At 56.3% G+C, this 26,989-nt stretch carries 19 protein-coding genes and 1 riboswitch; of the genes, 12 read left to right on the top strand and 7 right to left on the bottom strand.

The genetic code is table 11. The features are described from left to right. Positions 1–228 precede the first annotated feature (228 nt). Positions 229–1,143 (top strand): proline dehydrogenase family protein, encoded by a 915-nt coding sequence (locus ACFSW5_RS23865; RefSeq protein ID WP_379278997.1) that lies wholly within the window; start codon positions 229–231, stop codon positions 1,141–1,143. Positions 1,144–1,241: 98 nt separating this feature from the next. Then, positions 1,242–2,807: an L-glutamate gamma-semialdehyde dehydrogenase gene (pruA, locus tag ACFSW5_RS23860; RefSeq protein WP_379278995.1), complete on the top strand. Its 1,566-nt coding sequence runs from the start codon at positions 1,242–1,244 to the stop codon at positions 2,805–2,807. A 37-nt stretch (positions 2,808–2,844) separates the two neighbouring features. On the opposite strand, the gene ACFSW5_RS23855 is transcribed toward pruA, so the two are convergent. Next, entirely contained in the window at positions 2,845–3,309 is a 465-nt protein-coding gene (locus ACFSW5_RS23855) for a RidA family protein (RefSeq protein ID WP_379278993.1), read from the bottom strand. A gap of 290 nt (positions 3,310–3,599) precedes the next feature. Here ACFSW5_RS23855 and ACFSW5_RS23850 point away from each other — a divergent pair, with 290 nt between their 5' ends. Beyond that, the gene (locus ACFSW5_RS23850; protein ID WP_379278991.1) at positions 3,600–4,271 is read left to right on the top strand and encodes a deoxynucleoside kinase; all 672 of its coding nucleotides are present in this window, start codon (positions 3,600–3,602) and stop codon (positions 4,269–4,271) included. Between the two features lie 83 nt (positions 4,272–4,354). Here the strand turns inward: ACFSW5_RS23850 and ACFSW5_RS23845 are convergent, their stop codons facing one another. Further along, entirely contained in the window at positions 4,355–6,097 is a 1,743-nt protein-coding gene (locus ACFSW5_RS23845; RefSeq protein ID WP_379278989.1) for a sigma-54 interaction domain-containing protein, read from the bottom strand. A gap of 245 nt (positions 6,098–6,342) precedes the next feature. Between ACFSW5_RS23845 and pdaA the strand changes: the two genes are divergently transcribed. The 3 genes from pdaA to ACFSW5_RS23830 all read left to right on the top strand — a co-directional run bounded on the left by pdaA (position 6,343) and on the right by ACFSW5_RS23830 (position 16,694). Further along, on the top strand, positions 6,343–7,125 hold the full coding sequence (pdaA, locus tag ACFSW5_RS23840) for a delta-lactam-biosynthetic de-N-acetylase (protein ID WP_379278987.1): 783 nt from the start codon (positions 6,343–6,345) through the stop codon (positions 7,123–7,125). A gap of 199 nt (positions 7,126–7,324) precedes the next feature. Further along, positions 7,325–9,205 (top strand): molecular chaperone HtpG, encoded by a 1,881-nt coding sequence (gene htpG / locus ACFSW5_RS23835; protein ID WP_379278984.1) that lies wholly within the window; start codon positions 7,325–7,327, stop codon positions 9,203–9,205. Between the two features lie 463 nt (positions 9,206–9,668). Next, a complete protein-coding gene (locus ACFSW5_RS23830) occupies positions 9,669–16,694 on the top strand; it encodes an alpha-amylase family glycosyl hydrolase (RefSeq protein ID WP_379278982.1) in 7,026 nt (2,341 codons plus the stop codon). Positions 16,695–16,819: 125 nt separating this feature from the next. Here the strand turns inward: ACFSW5_RS23830 and ACFSW5_RS23825 are convergent, their stop codons facing one another. Further along, entirely contained in the window at positions 16,820–17,665 is an 846-nt protein-coding gene (locus ACFSW5_RS23825) for an AraC family transcriptional regulator (protein WP_379278979.1), read from the bottom strand. Positions 17,666–17,788: 123 nt separating this feature from the next. On the opposite strand from ACFSW5_RS23825, the gene ACFSW5_RS23820 reads away from it, so the two are divergent. After that, on the top strand, positions 17,789–19,828 hold the full coding sequence (locus ACFSW5_RS23820) for a beta-galactosidase (protein WP_379278975.1): 2,040 nt from the start codon (positions 17,789–17,791) through the stop codon (positions 19,826–19,828). A 791-nt stretch (positions 19,829–20,619) separates the two neighbouring features. Here ACFSW5_RS23820 and thiE read toward each other — a convergent pair. From thiE to thiM, 3 genes are read right to left on the bottom strand one after another with little or no spacing between them, the layout of a single operon-like run. Then, the gene (gene thiE, locus ACFSW5_RS23815) at positions 20,620–21,288 is read right to left on the bottom strand and encodes a thiamine phosphate synthase (protein WP_379278972.1); all 669 of its coding nucleotides are present in this window, start codon (positions 21,286–21,288) and stop codon (positions 20,620–20,622) included. Then, complete coding sequence (thiD, locus tag ACFSW5_RS23810) at positions 21,288–22,109, bottom strand: bifunctional hydroxymethylpyrimidine kinase/phosphomethylpyrimidine kinase (RefSeq protein WP_379278970.1); 822 nt, start codon at positions 22,107–22,109, stop codon at positions 21,288–21,290. Before thiD ends, thiE begins: the two co-directional genes overlap by 1 nt. A gap of 20 nt (positions 22,110–22,129) precedes the next feature. Continuing rightward, positions 22,130–22,933, bottom strand: a complete 804-nt coding sequence (gene thiM, locus ACFSW5_RS23805) for a hydroxyethylthiazole kinase (protein ID WP_379278967.1) — start codon at positions 22,931–22,933, stop codon at positions 22,130–22,132. Positions 22,934–23,028: 95 nt separating this feature from the next. After that, positions 23,029–23,134: riboswitch (TPP riboswitch) on the bottom strand. A gap of 113 nt (positions 23,135–23,247) precedes the next feature. Here thiM and ACFSW5_RS23800 point away from each other — a divergent pair. The 3 genes from ACFSW5_RS23800 (at position 23,248) to speD (ending at position 25,261) form a co-directional block, all read left to right on the top strand. Continuing rightward, positions 23,248–23,712 (top strand): acyl-CoA thioesterase, encoded by a 465-nt coding sequence (locus ACFSW5_RS23800; RefSeq protein ID WP_379278965.1) that lies wholly within the window; start codon positions 23,248–23,250, stop codon positions 23,710–23,712. Between the two features lie 95 nt (positions 23,713–23,807). Beyond that, positions 23,808–24,329 (top strand): hypothetical protein, encoded by a 522-nt coding sequence (locus ACFSW5_RS23795; protein WP_379278963.1) that lies wholly within the window; start codon positions 23,808–23,810, stop codon positions 24,327–24,329. Between the two features lie 113 nt (positions 24,330–24,442). Continuing rightward, positions 24,443–25,261 carry an adenosylmethionine decarboxylase gene (speD, locus tag ACFSW5_RS23790; protein WP_379278961.1) on the top strand — a complete coding sequence of 273 codons (819 nt, stop codon included), beginning with the start codon at positions 24,443–24,445 and terminating at the stop codon, positions 25,259–25,261. A gap of 99 nt (positions 25,262–25,360) precedes the next feature. Here the strand turns inward: speD and ACFSW5_RS23785 are convergent, their stop codons facing one another. After that, positions 25,361–25,759, bottom strand: a complete 399-nt coding sequence (locus ACFSW5_RS23785; protein ID WP_379278958.1) for a secondary thiamine-phosphate synthase enzyme YjbQ — start codon at positions 25,757–25,759, stop codon at positions 25,361–25,363. Positions 25,760–26,080: 321 nt separating this feature from the next. Between ACFSW5_RS23785 and ACFSW5_RS23780 the strand changes: the two genes are divergently transcribed. Beyond that, entirely contained in the window at positions 26,081–26,302 is a 222-nt protein-coding gene (locus tag ACFSW5_RS23780) for a hypothetical protein (RefSeq protein WP_379278956.1), read from the top strand. A gap of 52 nt (positions 26,303–26,354) precedes the next feature. Further along, positions 26,355–26,741, top strand: a complete 387-nt coding sequence (locus ACFSW5_RS23775; RefSeq protein ID WP_379278954.1) for a (deoxy)nucleoside triphosphate pyrophosphohydrolase — start codon at positions 26,355–26,357, stop codon at positions 26,739–26,741. Positions 26,742–26,989 lie beyond the last annotated feature (248 nt).

Here is a 26,989-nt window from a genome sequence, read left to right as displayed (position 1 = left end):
CATTATAATGAATAATTATACAACAACCTGCAAAAAAACCTCCCAGCTTCCAAGATCGAATTTGTGTCGGACTATTTTTGGACAAGGAACGAAACAGACAGACGGCGGTTATGCCATGTTGTTCAAAATTGAACATAATCTATTTATAATGGTTAATTATGTACATAATATTGTGCAGCGGCATATAATCAAGGTAAGCCAATATACGAATATAGGGAGAGAGCAAACGTGGAGACGTTGTTGCGCAACCTGTTTCAAGGCCTGGCCAAAAACCGGTTCGCCAACCGATTGGCCAAAAAGTACGGCCTGCGCTTCGGTGCGAAGCGGTTCGTGGCGGGAATTACCGTCCAAGAAGCGATCGAGGCTGTCCGCCAATTGAATCGCGAAGGCCGCATCGCGACTCTGGATCATTTGGGCGAATTTATATCGACCCGGGAGGAGGCGGTTGAATCGGCGCGGATGTGCCTCAATACGCTCGAAGCGATCGAGGAGAGCGGCGTGGAATCCAACCTGTCGCTCAAATTGACGTCGCTCGGGCTGGACATCGACAAAGCGCTCTGCATGGACAACATGCGAAGCATTTTGCGCCGCGCCCGGGAGCTTAACAATTTCGTGCGCATCGACATGGAGGATTACGCACACTGCCAAGCCTCACTCGATATTTACCGCGAGCTGCGGCGGGAGTTCGACAACGTCGGCATCGTTCTGCAGGCGTATTTGTACCGGACGGAACAGGATATCCGCGACCTTAACGCCTTTAAAGCCAATCTTCGGCTGGTGAAAGGAGCCTACAAGGAATCGCCCAAAGTGGCGTTCCCGGATAAAAAGGACGTCGATGCCAATTATGCGAAGATCATCAAGCTGCATATGTCGAACGGTCATTATACGGCCATCGCCAGCCATGACGAAAACATGATCTCCATCGCTCGCCGGTATGCGGAGGATAACGGGATCCCGCGGACGCAATTCGAGTTCCAGATGCTGTACGGCATTCGCGAGGATTTGCAGAAGCGGCTGGCGGCGGAAGGCTACAAGGTCCGCATTTACGTCCCGTTCGGCCGGGATTGGTTCGGCTATAATATGAGGCGGTTGGCCGAGCGTCCGGCGAATGTGTGGTTCGTCCTCAGAAACTTGTTTAAATAAACCGGAGGCCGTCCGTTCCGGGACAGGAAGCCGTAGCACGAAAGAAGACCGTTATGCAGGTTGTTTAAAACCGCTTGTACAGGAGAGGAGAACAACGCATGACCACGATAGCGATTCCCCCGTTCAAAAACGAGCCGTTCATCGACTTTACGCAGCCGCAGAGCGCGAAAGCGATGGAGGAGGCGATCGCCAAAGCGAAAGCCGACCTGGGACGCGAATATCCGCTCCATATCGGTCCGGAGAAAAGGTTTACGGACGACAAAATCGTATCCGTCAACCCGGGCGATCTGGACATGGTTGTCGGCTATGTCAGCAAAGCGGACCGGGAGCTGGCCGAAGAAGCGATGCAAGCCGCGCTTGCGGCGTTCGAATCGTGGAAGAAGGTCCCCGCGGCGGAGCGCGCGCAATATTTGCTGCGAGCCGCCAAGCTGATGCGCGAGCGCAAGCTTGAATTTTCGGCCGTCATGGTGCTGGAAGCCGGCAAAAATTACGCCGAAGCGGATGTCGAAACGGCGGAAGCGATCGATTTTCTGGAGTTTTACGCGCGCGAGATGATCCGGCTCGACTCGATCAACGAAACGATGCCGCTCGTGCAGCTGGCAGGCGAAACGAACCGGCTGCGCTACATTCCGCTTGGCGTCGGTATCATCATTCCGCCGTGGAACTTCCCGAACGCGATCTGCGTAGGGATGACGGCCGCAGCCATCGTGGCGGGCAATACGGTGCTGCTGAAGCCGGCTTCGACGACCCCGGTTATGGCGCACAAGTTCGTCGAGCTGATGGAGGAGGTCGGACTCCCCGCCGGCGTCCTGAATTTCGTGCCGGGCAGCGGCGCAGAAATCGGGGATTACTTGACATCGCATCCGAAAACGCGTTTTATCAGCTTCACCGGGTCCAAAGACGTTGGTCTTCACATCAGCGAGCTTGCCGCCAAAACCGCAGAAGGGCAAATCTGGATCAAGCGGCTGGTGGCCGAGATGGGCGGCAAGGACGGCATCGTTGTCGACGAGACCGCCGATCTGGACGCGGCGGCGCAAGCGATTGTCACGTCGGCGTTTGGTTTTCAGGGACAGAAGTGCTCCGCCGGCTCCCGCGCCATCATCGTCGAATCGGTCTACGACGCGGCGGTGGAGAAAATAATCCGGCTGACGAACAAACTGCAAATCGGCCTGCCCGAGCGCAATTTTCCGATCGGCCCCGTTATCGACAAAAGCTCGTACGAGAAAATTATGGGCTACATCGAGATCGGCAAGACGGAAGGCAAGCTGCTGACGGGAGGCGGCAAAGCGGGCGGCAACGGCTACTATATTCAGCCGACGGTATTTGCGGACGTGGACGCCAAAGCCCGCATTATGAAGGAAGAAATATTCGGCCCCGTACTGGCAATCTGCAAGGCGAAGGACTACCGGGAAGCGATAGCCGTATACAACGACACGGAATACGGCCTGACCGGCTCGTTCTTCTCGCAAGACGACGAGCGCATCGCCGAAGCGCTGGAAACGATGCATTGCGGCAACTTGTACATTAACCGCAAGTGCACGGGCGCGATGGTCGGAGCGCATCCGTTCGGCGGCTTCAACATGTCGGGAACGGATTCCAAGGCGGGAGGCTACGATTATCTACTGCTCTTTACGCAGGCGAAAGCGACGTCCGTCCGAAAATAGCCGAGAAGCGGCCGGACGTCCGTTTCGCAAGACAAAATCAATCCTCGGTATACTCAAAGATAGAATCGATAATAATCGGCAAATTATCGCGTACGGATACGGCTCCGAATACCGACCTGGCATGAGAGCCTTTTTCAGGACCAAAAACATCAAGCATAAGGTCCGAGCAGCCGTTCAAAACTTTGTGATGCTCGTCGAAATCCGGCGAGGCGTTGACAAAACCTTGGATTTTCACGACCTTTTTGACATGATCCAACGAGCCTAAAGCGGATTTAACGACGGCGAGCACCTCTATACCGGCCAGTCTAGCATATTGGCAGCCTTCCTCGGTTGTGTAGTCGATCCCAAGCTTGCCTCTCGGCTGTCCTGCCGGCCCTTTTCCGGAAACGAACAATAAACCGTTGGCCTTCACATAATTGGCGTAACGGGCCGCAGGTTCGCTAGCGGCGGGCAGTTCAATTCCGAAAGCGGGAAGACGTTCGGCTATACGGTCTATGGACATGGATTAACCTCCCTATTTTTAGTGATATTATAGTATAAATGGATTGGAAGGCATACCCTGTTGTATAAATAGGATGTAGCCGAATCGGCAAGTATGGTACAATAGACAGGTCTGTTTTCGGGGATGGCGGAAGCCTCCGCTTTCCGGAAGCGGAATGTCTTTTTTTTACCGCAAATATGTTCCTCGAGCTCGATGGAGGTTTCTCATTTAATATTTTTTCCGCCGCGGGACGGTTCGATGATTTTTCCGGGTCAGGAAACCGTTTCTGATAGAAAGGGGTTTAAACCGCAGTGCATCATTCGATACCCGCCGATGCCATCATTACGGTGGCCGGCACGGTCGGCGTGGGGAAGTCCACGCTGACGCAAGCGCTGGCTCGCCGGCTTGCCTTCAGGACGTCGATGGAGAAGGTCGACCACAACCCGTATTTGGACAAGTTTTATCAAGATTTTCACCGCTGGAGCTTTCATCTGCAAATATATTTTTTGGCCGAGCGGTTCAAGGAGCATAAACGGATCTTCGACGCCGGAGGAGGCTTCGTGCAGGACCGTTCGATTTACGAGGATACCGGCATATTCGCCAAAATGCATGCCGATCAAGGGACGATGACCGCCGTCGATTACGCTACATATACGAGCTTGTTCGAAGCGATGGTCATGACTCCGTATTTTCCCCATCCGGACGTATTGATCTATCTTGAAGGGAGCTTGCCTTCGATATTGAAACGGATCGAGGAGCGGGGCCGCGATATGGAAATTCAGACGGAACGCTCGTATTGGGAACGGATGCATGTCCGTTACGCCGAATGGATCGACGGGTTTGACGCTTGTCCTGTCCTTAGGCTGAATATCGACGAATATGACGTGCATGATCCGGCTTCGATGGACCGGATCGTAAAGCGGATTGACGAGCTGATCGTGTCGTCCCGCGGTTCCGCAAAGAAGGCGCCGCGGATCGGTTAACGCGGCTGCGGTTAGGCCGCCCCGCAATCAAAAAGGAGCTTGCGTACGATTCCTGCGGGAACGCGGCAAGCTCCTTTTTGATTTCACGTGATGCCGTATTTTCTCATCTTGTTGTATAACGTGCCGCGGGAGACGCCTAGCAGTCTTGCCGCGGTGCTTTTGTTGCCCGAGGTTTTCGCCAGCGCCTCCTCAATCCGTTCGGCTTCCTCGGCTTCGGTCATGCGGGGCTTGAGCCGTTTATCCGGCCCCAACTCGATATCGTCCGGGGCCTTCCCGGCCAACTGCGGCTGCTCCTTCTGCAGCGCTTCGGGGAGAAGATCGAGCGTAATCGAGTCGTCCTCGCTCAGAATGACGCACCGTTCGGTTACCGCCCGCAGCTCGGTCATATTGCCCGGCCAGTCGTAATTGGCGAAGGCCAGCGCCACTTCCGGCTCCACGGCCGGAACCGGCTTCTGGTACAGCAGTGAAAACTCCCGCAAGTAGATTTGAAACAAAGCGGCGATATCTTCCTTGCGGTCGCGCAGCGGCGGCAGCGCAATCGAGATGACGCTAATCGCGTAGTAAAGGTCCGGCCGAAACCGTCCTTCGGCGGCCAGCGTCTCCAGATTCCGGCTCGTAGCGCCAATGATTCGCGGCTGAACCGGTATTTCCGCATGGCCGCCCAGCCTTGTAATCGTGCGGCGTTTAATGGCGTGCAGCAGCTTGTCCTGCAGCTCGGGCGGCAGCTTGTCGATTTCGTTCAGCAGCAGCGTGCCGCCGCTTGCCGTCTCCAGCTTGCCCGCCTTCTTCGTCTCTTGTCCCGAGAACGCGCCTCCCTGGAAGCCGAACAGCTCGCTTTCGAGCATGCCGGCGGGAGCGGCGCCGCAATTGACGGTCATGAACGGACCGTCCGACCTTGCGCTTGCCAGATGAATGACTTCTGCGAGCTGCTCCTTGCCTGTGCCGGCTTCGCCCGTCAGCAGGACGGGGGTGTCGGATTCGGCCACCTTCTTGGCGATCCGCACCACTTTGCCGATGCTTTCGCTTTGGCCGCCCATCAGCGAGAACGGGTCGGCTTTCCCCGCCATCGAATACAGCTTGCTCGCCTGCGCCGAGGATAGCTCTTCGTTCAGCTTGACGAGATGGGTGATGTCCTGTTCGGCGGCAAGTCCGCCGATAATCGCGCCGCCGGCGTCCCGGATCGGGGAAGCGTTGATCAGGACATGCGTCCCTTGGCGCGGCCGATGGTACGTATTGCGGATCGACCGTCCTTCGTCCAAAATCCGCATCACCACAAGCGAATCGGATTCGAAATGCTCGCCGATACGCCTGCCGACAATCTGCCGCCGCGGAATGCCGTAAATCGTCTCCGCGGCTTCGTTCCAGCAGATGACGGAGCCGTTCCGGTCAACCGCCGTCACCGCGTCCGTCACCGTCTCGGCTAGCGTCGCAAAATAAGCTTCGGCATGCCGCTTCAGCCGCCATAGATGCCGCAGCGCTTCGCCGGGCATGCAGAAACCGAGCGTATCGCCTGCCCCATTGCGAAACACGATAGGCCGCCGCAGCCCGGCCGGCAGGTCGGCGATCCAATCCCCGGCTTTGAAAGGCGGCTCCCCGACGACGGCGGGAGAAACGAGGGACGATCGGCCGGACAAGAGGCCGGCCAGCGTTCCGGCGGCCGTCTCGAATAACGAGGCATCCTCCGGCGTAAATAAGTAATCGCGTCCTTCAAAGGCGGCATAAACGGCATGCCCCTTGTCCAGCAGGGCGGCCGCTTCGGAGCATTGCGCTTCCGGGGACAGGACGCGGAAGCCGTCGTTTATCGGAAACTGTTCATAGTTGAACATATGTACCTCTCAGACTTAAAAGTTTAGCTTAAATTTAGCATGGTCGTATCGGCAATTCAACAAGGACGCGCGTCTGGAGCCGATCGGACGGCCGCTTAGGGATGTTCAATATTAAACAAGATAACGCGAGGGAGCCGTTTCCGTTTTTCCAAATGCGTACATAATGCCCCGGTTTTAAGCCAACAATAAAATGTTTGCGTTTGCGGCAGATGTTAACGATAAGATCAGCAAGGAGTGAGCTTTCGATGCGCGGTTTCCGCATTGCGGCGCTGGCTTTCGCTTTATTGCTCGGCCAGCTTGCCGGGGGATCGGCCGTTTCGGCGGAAGGGCCTTATCATTTTGGTTTCGCGAAAGGCTCCGAAGGCCGGCTGCCGTCCATTGATCAAGAAGGGTTCAAAGATTTGTTGAAAAGGTACGGAGCCATATTTACGGGGGACACGAGCCAAAAGGAGCTTTATTTAACGTTCGACAACGGCTACGAGAACGGCTATACGTCCCGTATTTTGGACGTGCTGAAGGAAAAAGGGGTGCCGGCGATCTTTTTCGTGACCGGGCATTACGTCAAGACGCAGCCGGAGCTGCTGAAGCGGATGGCGGCCGAAGGCCATCTCATCGGCAACCATTCCTGGAGCCATCCGGATATGAGCCAAATTTCCGAGGCGCAAATCCGCGAAGAGCTCGACAAGGTGAAGAACGAGGTCGCAACGCTGACCGGCCAGAAGGAGATGCGGTATTTGCGCACGCCGCGCGGCATATTCAACGAGCGTTCGCTGGCCGTCAGCCGCGAAATGGGGTATACGAACGTATTCTGGTCGATCGCGTATAAAGATTGGGACACCAACATGCAGCGGGGAGCCGACTATGCCTACCGCACGGTCATGGCGCAGCTTCATCCGGGAGCGGTGATCCTGCTTCATTCGGTATCGAAGGACAATGCGGCGGCGCTCGGCCGAATCATCGACGATGCCCGGGCAAAGGGCTACGAATTCAAAAGCTTGGACGAGATGAAGACGCACACGCCATCTTAAAAAAAGGGACTGTCTGAAGCGAACCGCCCCGGTTGTGAGAAGCAACCTGACAATGGGAGACGAGTTCGCCGCGGCAGTCCTTTTTCTTTGACATCGCTTATATTGACAGCCTTTTTTACGATATGGTATATATCAATTAACGGGTTTAGCACTCGGTGCACGAGAGTGCTAACATTATATTCGCGAAGGGAGATTTTCCATGGCTGTCATGAAGGAATTTAAGGCCGAGTCGAAACGGCTGCTCGAAATGATGATCAATTCGATCTACACGCAGCGCGAAATCTTTTTGCGCGAGCTGATCTCGAACGCCAGCGACGCGATCGACAAGATGTATTACAAGGCGCTCAGCGAAGAGGGGCTTACTTTTAATAAAGAGGATTACTTCATTAAAATTACGCCGGACAAGGACAAACGGACGCTTACGATTTCCGATACCGGCATCGGCATGACGCAGGAGGAGCTGGAGACGAACCTCGGGGTTATCGCCAAGAGCGGCTCGCTTGCGTTCAAGACGGAAAACGAGCTGAAGGACGGCCACAACATTATCGGCCAGTTCGGCGTCGGCTTCTATTCGGCGTTTATGGTGGCCGACGAAGTGACGGTCATTTCGAAAGCTTGGGGCAGCGATCAGGCTTACAAGTGGCAGTCGAAAGGCGCGGACGGCTACACGATCGAGCCTTGCGAGAAAGAGACGGTCGGCACGGACATTATTTTGCAAATCAAACCGAATACGGAAGAAGACCAATACGACGAATATTTGGAGACGTACCGGCTGCGCGCGATCGTCAAGAAATATTCCGACTTCATCCGTTATCCGATCAAGATGGACATGAAGACAAGCCGTCCGAAGGAAGGCGCCGAAGGCGAGTTCGAGGAAGTGACGGAAGAGCAAACGATCAACAGCATGGTCCCGATCTGGCGCAAAAACAAAAGCGAGCTGACGGAAGAAGACTACAACAACTTCTACTTCGAGAAGCGGTACGGCTTCGACAAGCCGCTGAAGCAAATTCATGTCAGCGCGGACGGCGCCGTCGTGTACAACGCGATTCTGTTCATTCCCGAGCATACGCCGTTCGATTATTATACGAAGGAATTCGAGAAAGGGCTGGAGCTGTATTCGAACGGCGTCCTCATTATGGACAAATGCGGCGATCTGCTCCCGGACTATTTCAGCTTCGTGAAAGGGATGGTCGATTCCGAGGATCTGTCTCTCAACATCTCGCGCGAAATGCTGCAGCATGACCGCCAGCTGAAGCTTATCGCGAAGAACATCAAGAACAAGATCAAGAGCCAGCTGCAAAGCATGCTCAAGGACGAGCGGGAAAACTACGAGAAGTTCTACAAATCGTTTGGCCGCCAATTGAAATTCGGCGTGTACAACGATTACGGCGCGAACAAAGGCGATCTTCAGGACTTGCTGCTGTTCTACTCCTCCAAGGAGAAGAAGCTGGTGAGCTTGGACGAATACGTATCGCGGATGCCGGAAGACCAGAAATATATTTATTACGCGACCGGCGAATCGATCGAACGGATCGAGCGTCTGCCGCAAACCGAGCTTGTCGCGGACAAAGGCTACGAAATGCTGTACTTGACCGAAGATATCGACGAATTCGCAATCAAGATTATCGACAAGTACAAGGACAAAGAGTTCCGTTCGGTGTCGAGCGGCGATTTGGGTATCGAGAGCGAGTCGGACGATAGCGCGGACGCGAACGAAGACAACAACAAGGAGCTGTTCGAACGGATGCAAAGCCTCTTGGACGGCAAGGTGAAAAGCGTCCGCGCTTCGAAACGGCTTAAATCCCATCCGGTCTGCCTGGCGGCCGAAGGCGAGCTGTCGATCGAGATGGAGAAAGTGCTGAGCGCCATGCCGAACGGCCAAGACGTCAAAGCGGATAAGGTGCTCGAAATCAACGTCAACCACGAAGTGTTCCAGGCGCTTAAAAAAGCGGCTGAGCAGGATGAAACGAAGCTTGCGCTTTACACCAACCTGCTGTACAATCAAGCGTTGCTCATCGAAGGGCTTCCGATTCAGAACCCGGTGGCGTTCACGAACGATATTTGCAAAATTATGGCTTAATCCGCCATGCATGCTGCAGCCCCGATTCGATAGAGTCGGGGCTTTTTTTGATTAGATAGAATTAACTCCTTCCAGCCCCGGACTATGAAGCTTGTTTGCAACTAGTAGCAGGTTCGGGGTTCTCATATTCTCTTCGACATGAAGCTTTGTCCGCAGGACAACGCGGGGGTTGGCACGGTTGATTGTCGCAGACGGCCGCGCGGCAGTGACGCCGGTTTGGGGTGTCCAGAGGGGCGAGCCCCTTGGAGCCCCCTCCTCTGGAGGGGGTGGGGGGAGGTTTAAATAATAGGATTGACAGCGCTTTCCATCGCATTTTAAAATAACGATAGGCAAACGCTTTCAAGTCAATTTGTTCCTTTACGAAATGCCGGGAATGGTTTACTTGGGTCTGTTTGTTTTATTTTTTGGCTTATTATGCAAACGTTTGCACAACAATTGCACAAACAAAAGGAGGAGTACCTTCATGACAGCCATGAATCGTTTCAGGAAGCTTGTGTCCGCCCTATTGGTCGCGGCGCTGGTCTGGACGACCGCCGGCATTCCGGCCGCTTGGGCGAACGATGAGCTATCCGGCCAAGCGGTGGAGGCCGAGCCGGCGGCAACCGGGTCCGGCGGCGGGGGAGACGGCGCTTTAGCCGGAACGGAGGCGGCAAGCGAGACGGTAGCGGGCGACACCTATGCGGCGACCGCGGCACAGGAGCAAGCGCCGCGGCTGGTCGGCGATTTGCAATCGGCGCTCGGAGAGCCGAATTGGAGTCCGGCCGACGCCGGCCTGCTGCTCAAGGACGAGGACGGCGACCGCGTATTCGAAGCGGCGGCCGCCCTGCCGAAAGGCCGGTACGAGTACAAGATCGTGCTCGGGACAAGCTGGGAGGCGCCCGCTTATCCGGCTTCGAACGCCGTGCTCGAGCTGTCCGCCGAACGCCGGGTGACGTTCGTTTACGACGCGGATACCCACGAAGTGAGCGCCGTGGTCGATTCGGTTCCGGAGGGGCATCTGCGCATCCATTACAAGCGGACGGACGGCCGATACGAAGGGCTTGGCTTATGGTTATGGAACGACGTCGCTTCGCCGTCCGCCGATTGGCCGGCCGGAGCCGTTCCTTTTGCGACGGACAAGCGGGACAGCTTTGGAGCTTATATGGACGTGCAGCTCGCCGCCGGCGCTTCCAAGGTCGGTTTTCTGGTCGTAAACCGGACGAGCGGCGAGAAGGACGGAGGCGACAAGTCGCTCCAGCTCGCTTCGCCTTCCATGAACGAAGTGTGGATCAAGCAAGGGGACGATACCGTTTATACGAACCCCGACGGCGAGATCGAGAGCGAGCTGAGAAACGCCGAGCTCGTCGCGGACGACCGTTTGCTGCTTGGCTTTAACACGACGGAAGGATTGGACGAAGCGACGCTGCTCAGCACCATTGCGGTCAAAGACCGGAACGGCGCGGCGATTGCGGTGCGTGCCGCAGATATTCAAGAGGACGGCTTGACGGTCGCTCTGCAGCTGTCCGCTAACGTCGATCTGGAGCTGGCGCCGCTTGCCGTCGAATATGGAGGCCGCACGGTTTCGGCGAAGGCGGGATGGCGCCTGATCGACAACAAGTTCGCCTACGGCGGCGACGATCTGGGCGCGACGTACTTGGGCGGCGGCGTGGAGCTGAAGCTATGGGCGCCGAAGGCAAGCGCCGTCCGCGTCAACTTTTACGATAAGGACGATTCGTCGAAGCAGGTCGGGACCGCCGATTTGACATTAGGCGAGTATGGCGTCTGGTCCGCGCGGGTCAACCCGGAAGATTTGGCCGGAGCCGGCGTTACGGATTTGCGCGGCTATTATTATCAATATGAAGTGACGAACGGCGGCGTAACGAAAAAAGTGCTGGACCCGTACGCCAAGTCGATGGCGGAGTTCCGCGTCAACACGAAAGGCGAAGCCGGCCCCGACGGCGATACGGTCGGCAAGGCGGCGATCGTCGACTTGAGCGGGACGGATCCGGAAGGCTTCGGCTACGCCGACATTGAGGGGTACAAGCAGCGGGAGGACGCGATCGTATGGGAGGCGCATATCCGCGATTTTACGTCCGATCCGTCCATCGAAGGCGATCTGCATGCGCGATGGGGCTCCTACAAGGCGTTTATCGACAAGCTGCCGTACATCAAGTCGCTGGGCGTCACCCATATTCAGCTGCTGCCGGTCATGGCGTGGTATTACGGCGACGAGGCCGCCATGGGCGAGCGCGAGACGGAGTACTCCGCCAAGGACAACGAATATAACTGGGGATACGATCCGCACAGCTATTTCTCCCCGGACGGCGCATATTCCGAGAATGCGAAGGATCCCGAGCTGCGGATCAAAGAGCTGAAGCAGCTGATCGATGCGATTCATAAAGCGGGAATGGGCGTCGTGCTTGATGTCGTGTACACGCATATGGCCAAGGTCGATCTGTTGAACGATATCGTCCCGGACTATTACGCGTTCCAGAACGCGAACGGCGATTTTCTCGGCGACTTCGGCAACAATCTGGCGACGAACCGCGCGATGGCCGAGAAGCTGATGATCGATTCGGTGGAATATTGGTTCGACGAGTATAAAATCGACGGCATGCGCTGGGATATGATGGGCGACGCGACGTATCCGGCCGTGCAAAAAGCTTACGACGCGGCGGCGAAGCTGAATCCGAACGCGTTGTTTATCGGCGAGGGCTGGCGCACGTTCAAAGGCGATCAGTCCGACCCGTCGCTGGAAGGCATGGGCGCCGACCAGGACTGGATGGACAAGACGGATAACGTCGCCGTCTTTTCGGACGAAATCCGCAACGAGCTGAAGTCCGGCTACGGCTCCGAAGGCGAACCGCGGTTCATTACGGGCGGGGCGCGCGACATCCGGACGATATTGAACAATATTAAAGGCCAGCCAAGCAATACGGCGGCGGACGATCCGGGCGATATCGTGCCATACATCGAAGCGCACGACAACTTGACGTTGTACGACGTTATTGCGCAATCGATCCGCAAGGACCCGGCGATTCCGGAGAACGATGTTGAAATTCATAAAAGGATCCGGCTCGGCAACCTGCTCGTGTTGACTTCGCAGGGCACCGCTTTCCTTCATACCGGCCAGGAATACGGACGCACGAAGCAATGGCTGGGCGACGGCGTGCCGGAGCAGAAATATCATGCGCTGGCCGACGAATCCGGCCGGGTATTCGGCTATTTCGTGCACGACTCTTACGATTCGTCGGACGCGATCAACCGGTTCGACTGGACGAAAGCGGCCGACGCGGATCAATATCCGGTGAATCATGCGACAAGCGAATATACGAAAGGGCTTATCGAGCTGCGCAGGCATACGGACGCTTTCCGGCTGGGGGACCGGGATCTGGTTAACTCGAACGTGACGCTTATCGAAGCGCCGGAAATCGGAACGCGCGATCTGGTTATCGCCTATAAAAACGCGTCGATGGACGGAACCGGCGATTACTACGTTTTCGTCAACGCGGACAACCGGAGCAGAACGCTGACGCTTCCGCTCGATCTGACGGCCGGAACGGTCGTCGCCGACAACGACGAGGCGGGAGCCGACGCCGTCGCGTCGCCTTCGGGCTTCGAGCTGACCGCGCAATCGATCGCCATCGACCCGCTCAGCGCGGTTATTATCCGCATGGATTCGAAAGCGCAGCAGGTCGTCTCGATTCAGCCGGATTCCGGCGATATTGCGCTCGAGACCGGCGACAACCGTCTGATAACGGTGTACGCCCATTATGACGGCGGCAGCCGGACGAAGGTGAAGAGCGGGGCGAGCTTCTCTTCCAGCCGTCCTTCGGTGGCTGCGGTTGCGGCGGACGGAACCGTTACCGCAATCGGTCCGGGCCAATCGGTCATTACGGTGCAATATCAAGGCTTCACCGCCGAGGTCCGGGTGGAAGTGACCGAGCCGGACCGGCCGAGGGTGCTGCAATTCAACTATATTCGACCGGACGCCGACTACAACGGATGGAACATTTGGGTGTGGGGGACCGGCGTGCGGGACGGCCAAATAGTGTTCGATAAAGTGGAGAACGGGGTCGCCGCCGCGACGATCGAAGTGGCGGACGATGCCGTCGGCGTCGGATTCGTGCTGCGCAAAGGAACGGACTGGAATACCGCCAAGCAGGATATCCCGTACGACCGCATGATCCCGTTAACCGAAGGGGACCGCTACACGAAGGTCAACGTGCGCAGCATGGTCGGCGAGATCGACGTATTTCCGTCCCTTCACGGTCCGTATTTGGAGGACGGGCATGTTACGTTCCGTTATCGGGACGAGACGTTGTTCGCCCAAGGGCTGATGAGCGAAATCGAGCGCGTTCAAGTCCGCATCGGCGGCCGCACGTACGATATGGCGTACGATCCGGCAAAAGAATGGTTCGAGTATACGCTGCGCGACATCGCTCCCGGCAGCTACGAATACAGCTTTCTCGTTGCGAGGGACGGCTCCTTGACCGAGCGGCCCGACCCGGCGAACGCGCAGGACGGTATTTCTACGGTGATGTACCGCAAGCCGGAAGTGAAGATTACCGGCAGCGTTCAACCGGGAGCCGTTGATTATAACGACAACGCCGTACTAAGATTAAGCGCGTCTTCGTCCGAGCCCGTTTCGTTCCGGGAAGGCCGAATGGATTTAAGCGAGCTCGGCGGCCCTTCTTCCGCCGGCTTCAACGTCGAGCTGATGGCGCACACGATTGCGGTGAACGATAGCGTATCGGCCGGCGTCAAGAACATCCCGGTTACGCTTGTCGATCAATACGGCAACGCCCACCGCCATAACGTAAAGGTTACCGTCAAACCGCGTACCGGTGCGGGCGCACTCGATTTCGATTGGGACGAATCCCGCATTTATTTTGTGCTGACGGACCGGTTCAACGACGGCGATCCGTCCAACAACGACAAGGCCGATAAGCAGCATCTTGAAGCGTACCACGGCGGCGATTTCAAGGGGCTGATCGAGAAGCTCGATTATTTGGACGAGCTCGGCATTAACACGTTATGGATTACGCCGATCGTCGACAATATCGATTTCAGCGTAAGCGACTCCTATAAGCATTACGGTTACCACGGTTATTGGGCGAAAGACTTTACGCAGCTCGACGAGCATCTCGGAGATTTGGACACGTTCAAAACGCTGATCGACCAAGCGCACGACCGGGGAATCAAAATTATGGTGGACGTCGTGCTGAACCACACGGGCTACGGCTTAAAGCCCGGCGATAACACGGAAGGCGTTACCGAGGAGGATAAGGCGAGATTTGCCGGAATGCTGCGGACGAACGGCTTGTCGGCGGACGTCAATCCGGTCAAGGGCGAGTTGAGCGGGCTTCCGGATTTGATGACGGAGAACGCCGAGGTGCGCGAGAAGATTATCGCCTGGCAGACGGGCTGGCTGGAACGGGCGAGAACGGATCGCGGCGACACGATCGATTATTTCCGCGTGGATACGGTCAAGCACGTGGATACGACGACATGGGTCGCTTTCAAAAACGAATTGACTGCGATCGACCCGGGCTTCAAGCTGCTAGGCGAATATTTCGGCGGAACGGTCGATGCGGACGGGGGCATGCTGGCGAGCGGCCAGATGGACGCGCTGCTCGATTTCGGCTTCAAGGAACAGGCGAGAGATTTCGCGAACGGCAGCATCGACGCGGTGGACGCCTATTTGCAGGAGCGCGAAGCGAAGCTGTCCAATACGGCAACGATGGCGCAGTTCCTGAGCAGCCATGACGAGAACGGCTTCCTGTCCCATTACGTGAACGGCGACAAAAGCAAATTAATGGTGGCCGCCGCTCTGCAGATAACGGCAAAGGGCATGCCCGTCGTTTATTACGGCGAGGAGCTTGGCCGGTCCGGCCGCAACGCCGGGGACATGGGCAAAGGAGAGTACAGCGAGAACCGGGGCGACATGCCTTGGGACAAGCTCGGGGAAGAGCGGAAGCTGCACGACCATTACAAGAAGCTGCTGAACATCAGAGCCGAATATTCGAAGCTGTACGCGAAAGGCGTGCGGACGAAGCTGGCCGGATCCGACGAGCTTGGATATCTCGCTTTTAACAAAGCATACGGCGGCGAAAATATCGTCACGGTGATCAATACGGCCGAGACGCCCGTTTCCGTTACGCTTTCCGTTCCGTTCTTGGCGGGCACGACGGCGGTGAACGAGTACGGCGGCGAGACGTATACGGTATCGGCCGAGGGGACGATCACCGTGCAGGTGCCGGGCCGCGCAGACGGTGGAACGGCGATCCTAAGCGGCGTATCCGTGAAGCAAGACCCGGACGGCGGCACCGGCGGGGGTCGCGACGGCGGCGGTTCGAGCGAGGCCGGTACCGGGCAATGGCCCGGCGCTGCAGTGATCTCGAGCGGGGCGCTCGAGAGCGGCCTGGACGGTGCGGCGGAGGTCACGCTGCCGGCAGAGACTTTCGCGGCGCTGTTGCCGATCGATGCGGCGAAGCTGCTGGCGGGCCAAGATTTGCAGCTGGCGATGGACGGCGTAACGGTGCGGCTGCCATACGAGACGCTGGCGGATGCGGCGGCATTGCCGTTCGACGAATCGGGCCCGGAAGCGTTTATCCGGTTTGAAGCGATGCCGCTTACGGCAGGAGAGCTGGCGGAAGCTGCGGCCCGGGGCGGCATGGAAGGGCTGACGCTGAAACCGGCATCGGGCGCATACACGTTCAGGCTGACGATCGTGCAGGGCGGCCAAGCCGTTGCCGCGCTGGAGCAGCCCGGGCGGCCGATCGTCGTTTCGATTAAGTTGGATAGGACCGTTAACCCGGACATCGGCGGCATTTACGAGCAAGGCGAAGGCGGATACTTCCTCTATAGGGGCGGCGATCTGCAAGGCGATACGATGGTAGCGGAGCTTAACCGTTTCGGCACTTACGTCGCGCTGGAATACGACCGCCGCTTCCGGGACGTGCCGGATAGCCATTGGGCGGCGGCCGCGGTCCGGTCGCTTGCGGCCAAAGGCGTCGTCGAAGGGGTAAACGGAGACCGTTTTGCGCCGGATGCCGGCGTTACGCGCGCGCAATTCGCGGCGATGCTCGTCCGCGCATTGGGGGCGGATACGACGCCGCAAACGGAAGGTACGTTTGCCGATGTGCAGACGAACGACTGGTTTGCGCCGTATGCGGAAGCCGCTTACCGGCTCGGCCTCGTCAAGGGACGGGACGCCGGAACGTTCGATCCGGACGCCGCCGTCACCCGCGAGGAAATGGCGGTCATGCTGCTGCGGGCGTACCGGTTGACGCAAGAGGCGGAGACAGCCCAAGCTTCGGCAACGGTGTCTGCGGCATATGCCGATGCGGAAGCGGTCAGCGGCTGGGCCGCAGAGGACCTGGCCGAAGCGACGGCGCTCGGGCTGGTGCATGGCCGCGACGGCGGCCGCTTCGAGCCGGAAGCGCTGCTGTCCAGAGCGGAAAGCGCGCAGGCCGTATATAATCTGTTGACGACCGTGCGAAAGTAACATTGCCGCAAAATTCGCGCGTTTGAAATGAATAGGGACAGTCTCGCTCCGCCGCAGGCATAACGGCGGTTCCGGGTGAACGATTCGCCCGGCAAGGAGAGGCTGTCCCTTTTGAATTTTCCGAATCAGTGCAGCCTCCGGAATTGATCCGGCGTCATGCTGGCGCTGCGGCGAAACGTGGCGACGAAATGGCTGGCATCCCGGAAGCCGACCAGCTCGCCGATCTGCCGGACGGGTGCGGACGGCTGCATAACGAGCAGCTCCTTCGCCTTGCGGATGCGAAGGTTGATAAAGTAGGCGTAAGGCGACAAGCCGAAAGTCTGGCGGAACAAACCGTTCAGGTGGCGGGGCGACACGCCCAATACGGCAGCCAGTTCGGGCAGTCCGATGTCCGGGTCGGCCAGATGCCCCTCCATCCATTCGATAAGCGGGCGAAGCTTCTCGACGTTGCGGGAGATCGGAGCGTTATTGTGCAGCTGCCCGTATTTTTTCAGCATGACGAGAAACCGGTAGGCGTCCGCGGACAGTTGAAGGCCGAACACGTCGTCGTCCGTTTCGCTTCGGCGAAGCATCTGCTGCATTTGGCGCGTGAAGGGGGTGTCCGGCTCCCATTTATAATAAGCGGAGCGGTTCATGCCCAGCGATTCCAAAATCGCTTCCGACGCGGACCCGCCGAACGTTAAATAAAACGTTTCCCAGCCGGACCCTTCAACCGCTGCATAGCGGTGCGGAGCGTGGGGAATAAGAAGCACTCCGCTGCCGGGCGGGAGGGATACCGTTTTATCGTCGTATGCGATTCGGCCTTCTCCGCGCTCGGTTTGGATCCAATGGTAAAGCGGATACCCTTGCGGCCGGTCGACTTTTTCCTGGTCGCGGTTATGCCCGAGGCTTTCGACCGTTAACGGCAGAGGCTGCTCTTCCGAAGGCGAAAGGACGAACCGAAGATGGGTCAGCCGTTCCGTCGATTCCATCGCGCCACCTCCTAATTTCGAGTTCCATATTATTATATCGATTTCTCTAGTTTCTTATATTTAAAGCGCATACATCTACAGGTACAATGGATTTATACTTATATCGTAAAGGATGTGCCGATGATGATCAACAGCAAGCTGCCCAAAATCTGGTACGGCGGCGACTACAACCCGGAGCAGTGGGACGATCCGCAAATTTGGGCCGAGGACAACCGCATGTTCAAGCTGGCGGGCATCGACGTCGCTACCGTCAACGTGTTTTCGTGGGCGCTGGCCCAACCTGACGAAGAAACTTACGACTTCGCGTATTTGGACGAAACGATAGACCGGTTATATAAGGACGGCATTTACGTATGCCTCGCAACGAGCACGGGGGCGCACCCGGCATGGATGGCGAAAAAATACCCCGACGTGCTGCGCGTCGATTACCACGGGCGCAAGCGCAAATTCGGCGGGCGCCACAACTCTTGCCCGAACAGCCCGACCTACCGCAAATATTCCGAGCGGATCGCCGAGAAGCTGGCCGAGCGCTACAAGGACCATCCGGCCGTGCTCATCTGGCACGTATCCAACGAATACGGCGGTTACTGCTATTGCGACAATTGCGAAGCCTCTTTCCGCGAGTGGCTGAAAGAACGGTACGGCACGCTGGAGAAGTTGAACAAAGCTTGGAATACCCGGTTCTGGGGACATACGTTCTACGATTGGGACGAAATCGTCGTGCCTAACGAGCTGAGCGAGGAATGGAGCGGCAACCGGACGAATTTCCAAGGCATCTCGCTCGATTACCGCCGTTTCCAATCGGCGAGCATGCTGGAATGCTACAAGCTCGAGTACAACGCGCTCAAAAAGCATACGCCGGACATCCCGGTAACGACGAATTTGATGGGCTTTTATCCGGAGCTGAATTACTTCGAGTGGGCGAAATATATGGATGTCGTGTCGTGGGACAACTATCCGTCGCTTGACACGCCTTACAGCTTTACGGCCATGACGCACGATCTGATGCGCGGCCTTAAGCAAGGCCAGCCGTTCATGCTGATGGAGCAGACGCCAAGCCAGCAGAACTGGCAGCCGTACAACTCGCTGAAGCGCCCGGGCGTCATGCGGCTGTGGAGCCACCAGGCCGTGGCGCGCGGCGCGGACACGGTATTGTTCTTCCAGCTCCGCCGCTCCATCGGCGCCTGCGAGAAATACCACGGGGCGGTTATCGAGCATGTCGGACATGAGCATACGCGCGTCTTCCGCGAATGCGCCGAGCTGGGCGCCGAGCTGCAGAAGCTGGGCGACAAAGTGCTCGATGCCCGCGTGGAAGCGAAGGTTGCGATCGTTTTCGATTGGGAGAACCGCTGGGCGATCGAACTGTCGAGCGGACCGACGGTCGCCTTGAAATACGTCGAAGAGGTTCATAAATATTACGACGCCTTGTTCAATATGAACGTGCAAACGGCTATGATCGGCGTCGAGGAGGACCTGAGCGGTTACGACATCGTGATCGCGCCGGTACTATATATGGTTAAGCCGGGTTACGCGAAGAAAGTCGAGGAATTCGTGGCCGGCGGCGGCACGTTCGTAACGACGTTCTTCAGCGGTATCGTGAATGAAAACGACCTCGTGACGACCGGCGGCTATCCCGGAGAGCTTCGCAAAGTGCTTGGCATCTGGGCGGAGGAAATCGATGCTCTGCTTCCCGGCAGCACGAACCGGATCGTCATGAAGGAGAGCCTCGGTACGCTGGAGGGCTCCTATGAATGCGGCATTCTGTGCGACTTGATCCACACGAAAGGCGCCACGGCCGTTGCGGAATACGGCAGCGATTTCTACAAAGGAATGCCGGCGCTGACCGTCAACAAATTCGGCCAAGGGGAAGCTTGGTACGTCGCATCCAGCCCGGATAAAGCGTTTATGGAAGGTTTCATGGCGAAGCTGGTACAGGACAAAGGCATCCGTCCGCTGGCGCGCGGACCGGTCGGCCTGGAAGCGTCCCGCCGGGCGAAAGACGGCAAGTCTCTGCTTTTCCTGCTGAACCATAACGCGCATGCCGTAACCGCGGAGCTGGAAGCGGGCAAGGCGTATGCCGATGCGGTGTCCGGCCAAGCCGTCTCCGGCAATACGCTGGAAGTACCGGGATACGGCGTCGTTATTTTGGAAGAAGCGAAGTAAAAAGGCAAGACAGCCAACAGGGCAGCCGCCAATCAAACCGGTCCAGCCGCATTGCTCGGCATGGACCGGTTTTTTTTCGGGAAGAGAAGTGTGAGTCGAAATGTTTAGGCTTTATACTCACTAGATTTTTGGTCGTTCTCTCCGCAGCCCAGGATGATTCTCGCGTCTTTTGGCTATTCTCCCGCAGTTCAGGTTGTGTCTCGCTCCTTTTAGGTTGTTCTCCCCGCAGTTCAGGTTGAGTCTCGCTCCTTTTGGTTGTTCTCCCCGCAGTTCAGGTTGAGTCTCGCTCCTTTTGGCTATTCTCCCCGCAAGCTCAGGAAGGTTCCGGCGTCTTTTGGCTATTCTCCCCGCAAGCTCAGTTGAGTCTCGCTCCTTTTGGACGTTCTATCCGCAGCTCAAGAGCATTAACAGTTCTGAGCAGGCGGAATAGCGGTGATAAGGGAGAAAGCAGACCTGACTATATGGGATATCGATAAAAAGGAATCTTCAAGGCCTGAGCAAACGGGATACCGGTACAAAGGAAAACAATAGTTCTGAGCAAACGGGATAACGACGAAAAGGATCTAAGAAGCCTAAGCAGGCATGATAAAGAAAAATTTTGGTAGGATAAAGACTCCTCAGAGCATGACAATATTAATCAGGAAGAAAGCGAAGTAACAAACTGAGCAGACGGGATAGAGATAAAAAGAAGCCAAAAGAGAGCTCTTCCGCACAAAACTTGACGTTCGATTCGCGAATACAGCAACTGCACATAAAAAACCGTCTACTCTTCGAGTAAACGGTTTTTGGAATTACCGGCCTTGCAAAGCGGATGCGACAGCCGCGAGCAGCTGCCGGACGGCCAGGCGCGGCGAAGGAGCGGCCGCGACGGCCGAAATGACCGAGACGCCGTCCGCTCCGGAGCGAATAGCTATAGCCGCGTTGTCCGCGGTCAACCCGCCGATGGCGACAAGCGGCAGCGCAATGCCCGCGTTACGCAGCTCTTCGAGCAAGCGGGTGCCTTGTACGGCACGGGCGTCATCCTTCGAGGACGTCGGGAAGATCGGCCCGATGCCCAGGTAGTCGGCTCCGTCGGCAATCGCTTGGCGCGCTTCTTCGACGGTGTGCGCAGATACGCCGACAATGCGCCCCGCTCCGACGAGGCGCCGGATATCGCCCGCGGGCGCATCCTCCTGACCGACATGGATGCCGTCCGCGTCCAAGGCGATGGCCAGCTCGATATCGTCGTTGACGATAAACGGTATGCCGGCTTCCCGGCAGCAGTCGCGAAGCTGCATGCCAAGCGCCAGCTTCGCTTTTCCTTCGAGGGCGCCGGCTCCTTTTTCCCGGTATTGGAACATCGTCGCTCCGCCCTCGATCGCTGCTCGCAGCACGTCTAGGGGTGAGCTGCAATTAACGCTCCCTGCAATAAAATAAAGTCTCAACGCCCGGCGGACGGCCGCTTCGTTCCACCCTGCCATCAAGCTTCTCCTCCTTGCAGTCGCCGCCTATAGGCAAAGTGGTTCGTCGGCCCGTGGCCGCCGCCGATTCCCAGGTTCTCCTCGATAGCCGCCTGAATAAACGCTTTGGCCGTTTGAACAGCCTCTTCTACGGGCTTGCCTTGAGCGAGCAAGGCGGTTACCGCTGCGGAGTAGGTACAACCGGTTCCGTGAGTATGGCGGGTTTCGATCCGTTTGCTTTCCATATACATAAACTGTCGCCCATCGTATAGCAGGTCGACGACTTGTTCCGTTGCGTAATCGTGTCCGCCTTTCATGACGACGTAACGGGAGCCCATCTGTACGAGACGCTTCGCCGCTTCTTCGCGGTCGGCAAGCGACCGGATGGCCATTCCGGCGAGCAGCTCCGCTTCGGGAACATTGGGCGTCGTAACCAGGGCCAGCGGAATCAGCCGCTTGATCAAGGCGGCGACAGCTTCCCGCTTTAAAAGCGCCGAGCCTCCTTTGGCGACCATAACCGGATCGATGACGAGCTTATCCCAGCCGTATTCCGCCGCCTTGTCGGCTACGATGGAGATAATGGCCGCATCGAACAGCATCCCCGTCTTTACGGCATGGGGCTGAAGATCGTCCCCGATCGCGTCAAGCTGCCGGGCAACCGCTTCTTCCGTTAATGGATACACGCCGTGTACCCCAAGCGTGTTTTGGGCCGTAACGGCGGTTAGGGCGGACATGCCGTAAACGCCGAGCTCCTGGAACGTTTTAAGATCGGCTTGAATGCCTGCTCCTCCGCCGCTATCCGAACCGGCAATCGTTAGGGCCAGGCGAATGGTTTCGTTCATGCGGTCAAACTCCTCTCCACTCAGGTGCTTTGTTTCCATGGGCGGACGATTTTCCGTTCGTTGACGGTCTCCGGAGAAACCGAAGCCAATTGATTGATAAACTCGATTTGGAAGCTCCCCGGCCCTTGTCCGGCCGTCCGTTCGAAGGCGTTCTCCGCAGCGATGCCGTAGAAGGCAAGCGCCTCCGTTACGGCGTCCAGCTTGGATTCCCCGCCAACGGCGAGAAAGGCGGCAACAACCGAACTAAGAAGGCATCCGGCTCCGGTCACTTTGGCGAGCAGCGGGTGGCCGTTGCCGATCAAGGCGACGGCAGTGCCGTCCGTCACAATATCCTCCTTGCCGGTCGCGGCTACGATGCAGCCTAATTTCAAGGCAGCCCGCCGGGCAATCTCCAGCGCGTCCCCGCTGCCTTCGCCGGCATCGACACCTTTAATATCCCAGCGTTCGCCTGCGGTATTGGCGATTTCGGCCATATTGCCGCGCAGAACGTCTACCTTGACCTGCTTCATCACCGTTTGCGCCGTCTCCGTCCGATAAGGAGTCGCCCCGGCTCCCACCGGGTCGAATACGACAGGCACTCCGTTGGCGTTTGCGGACCGTCCCGCCAGCAGGATGGATTGCACGACATTTTCGTCAAGCGTTCCGATATTGAACATGACTGCGTCTGCGATACGGGCGACGTCCTCCACCTCCTCGTGCGCATACGCCATGAAGGGCGAAGCGCCCAAGGTGAGCAAGCCGTTGGCGGTAAAGTTGGCCACCACAAGGTTCGTAATATTATGGACTAGCGGATTGCGTTCGCGCACCCTTTTCAAATAAGACATCGTAAGCATCCTCCTTCAATAAGCACAAAACCCGCCCCTTCCGAAAGGAAGGAGCGGGTTCCCGAATCAAGCCGCAAATACGCGCGGACCATTATGACAGGCTGTCTCCACTTCCCTCCGCTGGTACGAACCAGATCAGGTTCCAAGGGTCCGGAGTCAAGAAAGCTCCGTCTCAGCCAAACGGCTCCCCTAGTGAATAAAATAGGTAGTATTCGATTGTTTTCTACTATAGCATAAGCTGCCGCGCCGTTGCCATCCCTTCTCATAAGTTCTACAATATTCATAAATCATTTTCCAAGGGAGCAGCCGTCACCATGAAAAAGATAAGCTTTATACAGCCGGATGCCGCCGGTTGGCTTCAAAAATTTCAATTTTCGATTCCGATTAAAGTGCGTTATTGCGAAACGGATATGTTGGGACACGTAAACAATGTCAGCTATTTTATGTATTTTGAACAGGGACGCGTCGATTATTTCGATCATCTCGGGCTGACGGCCGCGCTTTTCGGGGACAGGTTCGTCGCCGTGACGGCCGATCTGGAATGTCAGTACTTGGAGCAAGTTTACTTGAAGGATCCTCTGCAGCTGTACGTCCGGACGGCTCGTATCGGCCGTTCCTCCGTGGACATTCAATACGCGTTGGTCGCAAACGGGCGATTGAAAGCGGCAGGCAGAGGGGCGCTCGTGCTTATCGATAAGGAAAGCGGCAAAAGCGCGCCGTTACCCGATTTTGCCCGCGAAACGATTCGGAATTACGAAGGGGACAGACTCGAGGAGTAACGGTTAAGCCCGGCGCGCCAAGTGTCGTTTAAAACACGAAATAGAGGCTGACCCTAAGCCTGGTCGCAGTTATACGAAGTCGGAGGGGATGCAGCTTGTTTGATCCAACGGTATTCGACAATTTAAAAGTCGCATTCGAGAACACGATTTACGACCTGAACAATTTGGACCGGCGAATCGCCGTGACGAGCCGCAAAGACGTCCTGGACATGGCGGTGATGGGAAGAAGGTTTTCCATCGGCTTTCAGCTCACGGACGGCGGGACGGCTTATGCCGAGATCGAGCTGTCGGCTTCGCTGAAGGAGCTCGCGGCGGAGCTGTTGGAGCAGGAAGGGACGAACCCCGGCTGCGAGCTGAACGTCTATTTTCACGTTTCGATGGACGAAATTGACGAGAACTGCCGGCAGATCCGGGAAGCGCTGCACGAAATATGGGAGCCGGAGCAGCCCGTTAGCCAAACGATAGGCTTTATTTACGGCAGTACGCCGCTTGTTTATCGGAACCGGATCGGCATTCCGTTCAATCGCAAAATTAACGAGGATCAGATGGAGGACATTGCGAACCTGGTCGATTTTACGATCAAAACGTTGGAGAGGCTCCGTGCCATGGGTTGGTAAGCGGCGGGATCGAGTCCCGACTGCCGGATGGCCATCCGTTATAACGGAAGGGCGCTTTTTTCGAATGGCCCCCGCCTTTTTGGGACATAGTAGGGATGAACGGGGGGATCGAGATGAGCATGGAACCGGACCATGGCCCTGACAAACGGATAACGTTGCACGGCTTCAATAATTTGACGAAGTCGCTAAGCTTCAATATGTATGATATTTGCTATACGAAGACGAAGGAAGAACGGGAAGCCTATATCGCATACATTGACGAGCAATATAATTCCGAACGGTTGACGGGCATTTTGAATACGGTGTCCGAAATGATCGGTGCGCATGTGTTGAACGTCGCGAAGCAGGATTACGTGCCGCAGGGGGCAAGCGTAACGCTGCTCGTATCGGAAGGACCGGTCGTGGAGGCGCCGCCGCATATGTTCGACGAATCGCCGGGGCCGATGCCGGACAACGTCGTCATGCAGCTGGATAAAAGTCATATTACCGTCCATACGTATCCCGAATATCATCCGAGCGAAGGCATCAGCACGTTCCGCGCCGACATCGACGTTTCAACCTGCGGCGAAATTTCGCCGCTGAAGGCGCTCAGCTACTTAATCGGCTCCTTCGAAACCGACGTTATGACGATCGATTATCGGGTACGGGGATTTACGCGGGACATTTACGGCAACAAGTTGTTTATCGATCACGACATCACCTCGATCCAGAACTACATCCCGGACGACATTATCTCGTCTTACGACATGATCGACGTAAACGTCTATCAGGAGCATATATTCCATACAAAATGTAAGTTGAACCGCTTCGATTTAAACAACTATCTGTTCGGTTACACAAAGGACAAGCTTAGCCCGAAGGAGCAGAAGGAGATGGAAGCGAGGCTGAGGGAGGAAATGGACGAAATTTTTTACGGCAAAAATTTGTCCTAACCGCTTTCCATAAGCCGTTGTCGCCTCTCTCCGTTCATAAGCTCGAAATAAAGCCCGCCGGTATGGTATGCACCGGCGGGCTGATGGTTTAGCCCGGCGTCAGCCTCTGACGATTTTGACATAAAATCTTCTCGTCCGAGGGCCGTCAAATTCGCAAAAGTAGATCCCTTGCCATGTCCCCAGCACCAGGCGGCCGTTATCGATGAGCACCGTTTGACTCGTTCCGGTCGTTATCGCCTTCAGATGGGCAGCCGTATTTCCTTCGGCGTGACGGTCCTTGGGATGCTCCCAAGGAAATACCTCGTCGAAGCGGCGGAGCACGTCCCGGACGACGTCGGGATCGGCGTTTTCATTAATCGCGATGCCTGCCGTCGTATGCGGGCAGTAAACGATGGCGTATCCTTCCGATACGCCGCTTTCTTTGACGGCTTGCCGGACCTGCGCCGTCACCTCCACCATTTCATCGCGGCCTCGGGTCGAAATTTCAAAGCTATACATGCCTTGATTCCTCCTTAATGACATTCTTCGATACCTATTCTATACGATCATAACGCGTTCGGGCGGATGGAAGAAAGCCGGTTTCGCATTTCGTCTCTTGATATGGAAAATAAAGGATGTAAATTTGAATAATTGAGTTTTATCGATCGGTTTTTGCGATCTTTTTTATTATTATCCGACTATACAGGTTGGAATATCTGATTTAAAATAACGATATATCTATTGTTATTGAATCGAACGAATATTCGCTGACATGCAGCTGCCGGAGCGTATGGATAGAATCGGGATATACATACTTTATATAAACGGGGGATTTAACGTTTGACAAAGCCATTACCCGATCAACACTTCATTCTTTCCGCCTGCAAAGCTTTGGACGAGGCAATAAGCTATGTGACCTTCGATCAGCTTGAAAAGGCGCAGGAAATTATGAAGGAGACGGCAGACACGTTGCTTTCCGCTTCGCTTTACTATGAGGACAGCGAGCTTTACGATACGGCTCTTCAACTATATAATCTGGCCAATGTCGCAGTATGGAATTAAACGAAGGCCGCTTTTTCGTTGCGCCAGAACAATTGGGGAGGAGTGTGAACCGATGATTAACGTGGCCGCGGCGATTATAGAAGACGGCCAGGGCCGGCTGCTGATCGCAAGGCGCCGGCAGGGAAAATCGCAAGGAGGCTTGTGGGAATTTCCCGGAGGCAAAATCGAAGCGGGGGAATCGCCCGAGGAATGCTTGCGAAGAGAATTGGCGGAAGAGATGGATATCGACATACGTCCATATGCTTATTTCGGGACTAGCGACTACAGTTACGATACGTTGTCGGTTAGGCTCATCGCTTATAAAGCGGCTTATGCCGGCGGAACGATCAGACTTACGGATCATGATGCGTACCGCTGGGTACAAGCGGCGGAGCTTTCGGAATTCGATTTCGCTCCTGCCGACAAGCCGTTTGTCGACAAGCTTGCCGGCCTTGGTTGAAGTGTATTCGAACACGCGAGGCATAAGTAATAATAAGAATAAACAATAAAATCAAAAGAAATTTTAAAAAAACACTTGCAATATATATAGAAGTCGTGTTATATTCTAATTCCGGTCGCGAGAAACGCGGCGGACAAGCTTAAATAATCAATAACGGCAAACGAAAGTTGGTCGAAATTGGTTGAAAAAAAAGCTTGCACGAGCGAAACGGATGTGATAAGATAACATTCGTTGTCGCGAGAAAAACG

The sequence above is a fragment of the Paenibacillus thailandensis genome, assembly GCF_042685365.1.
Lineage (GTDB): Bacteria > Bacillota > Bacilli > Paenibacillales > Paenibacillaceae > Paenibacillus_AP > Paenibacillus_AP thailandensis.
Note: the sequence above shows the minus strand (reverse complement) of the source record. Positions and strands in the feature narration are given on the sequence as shown.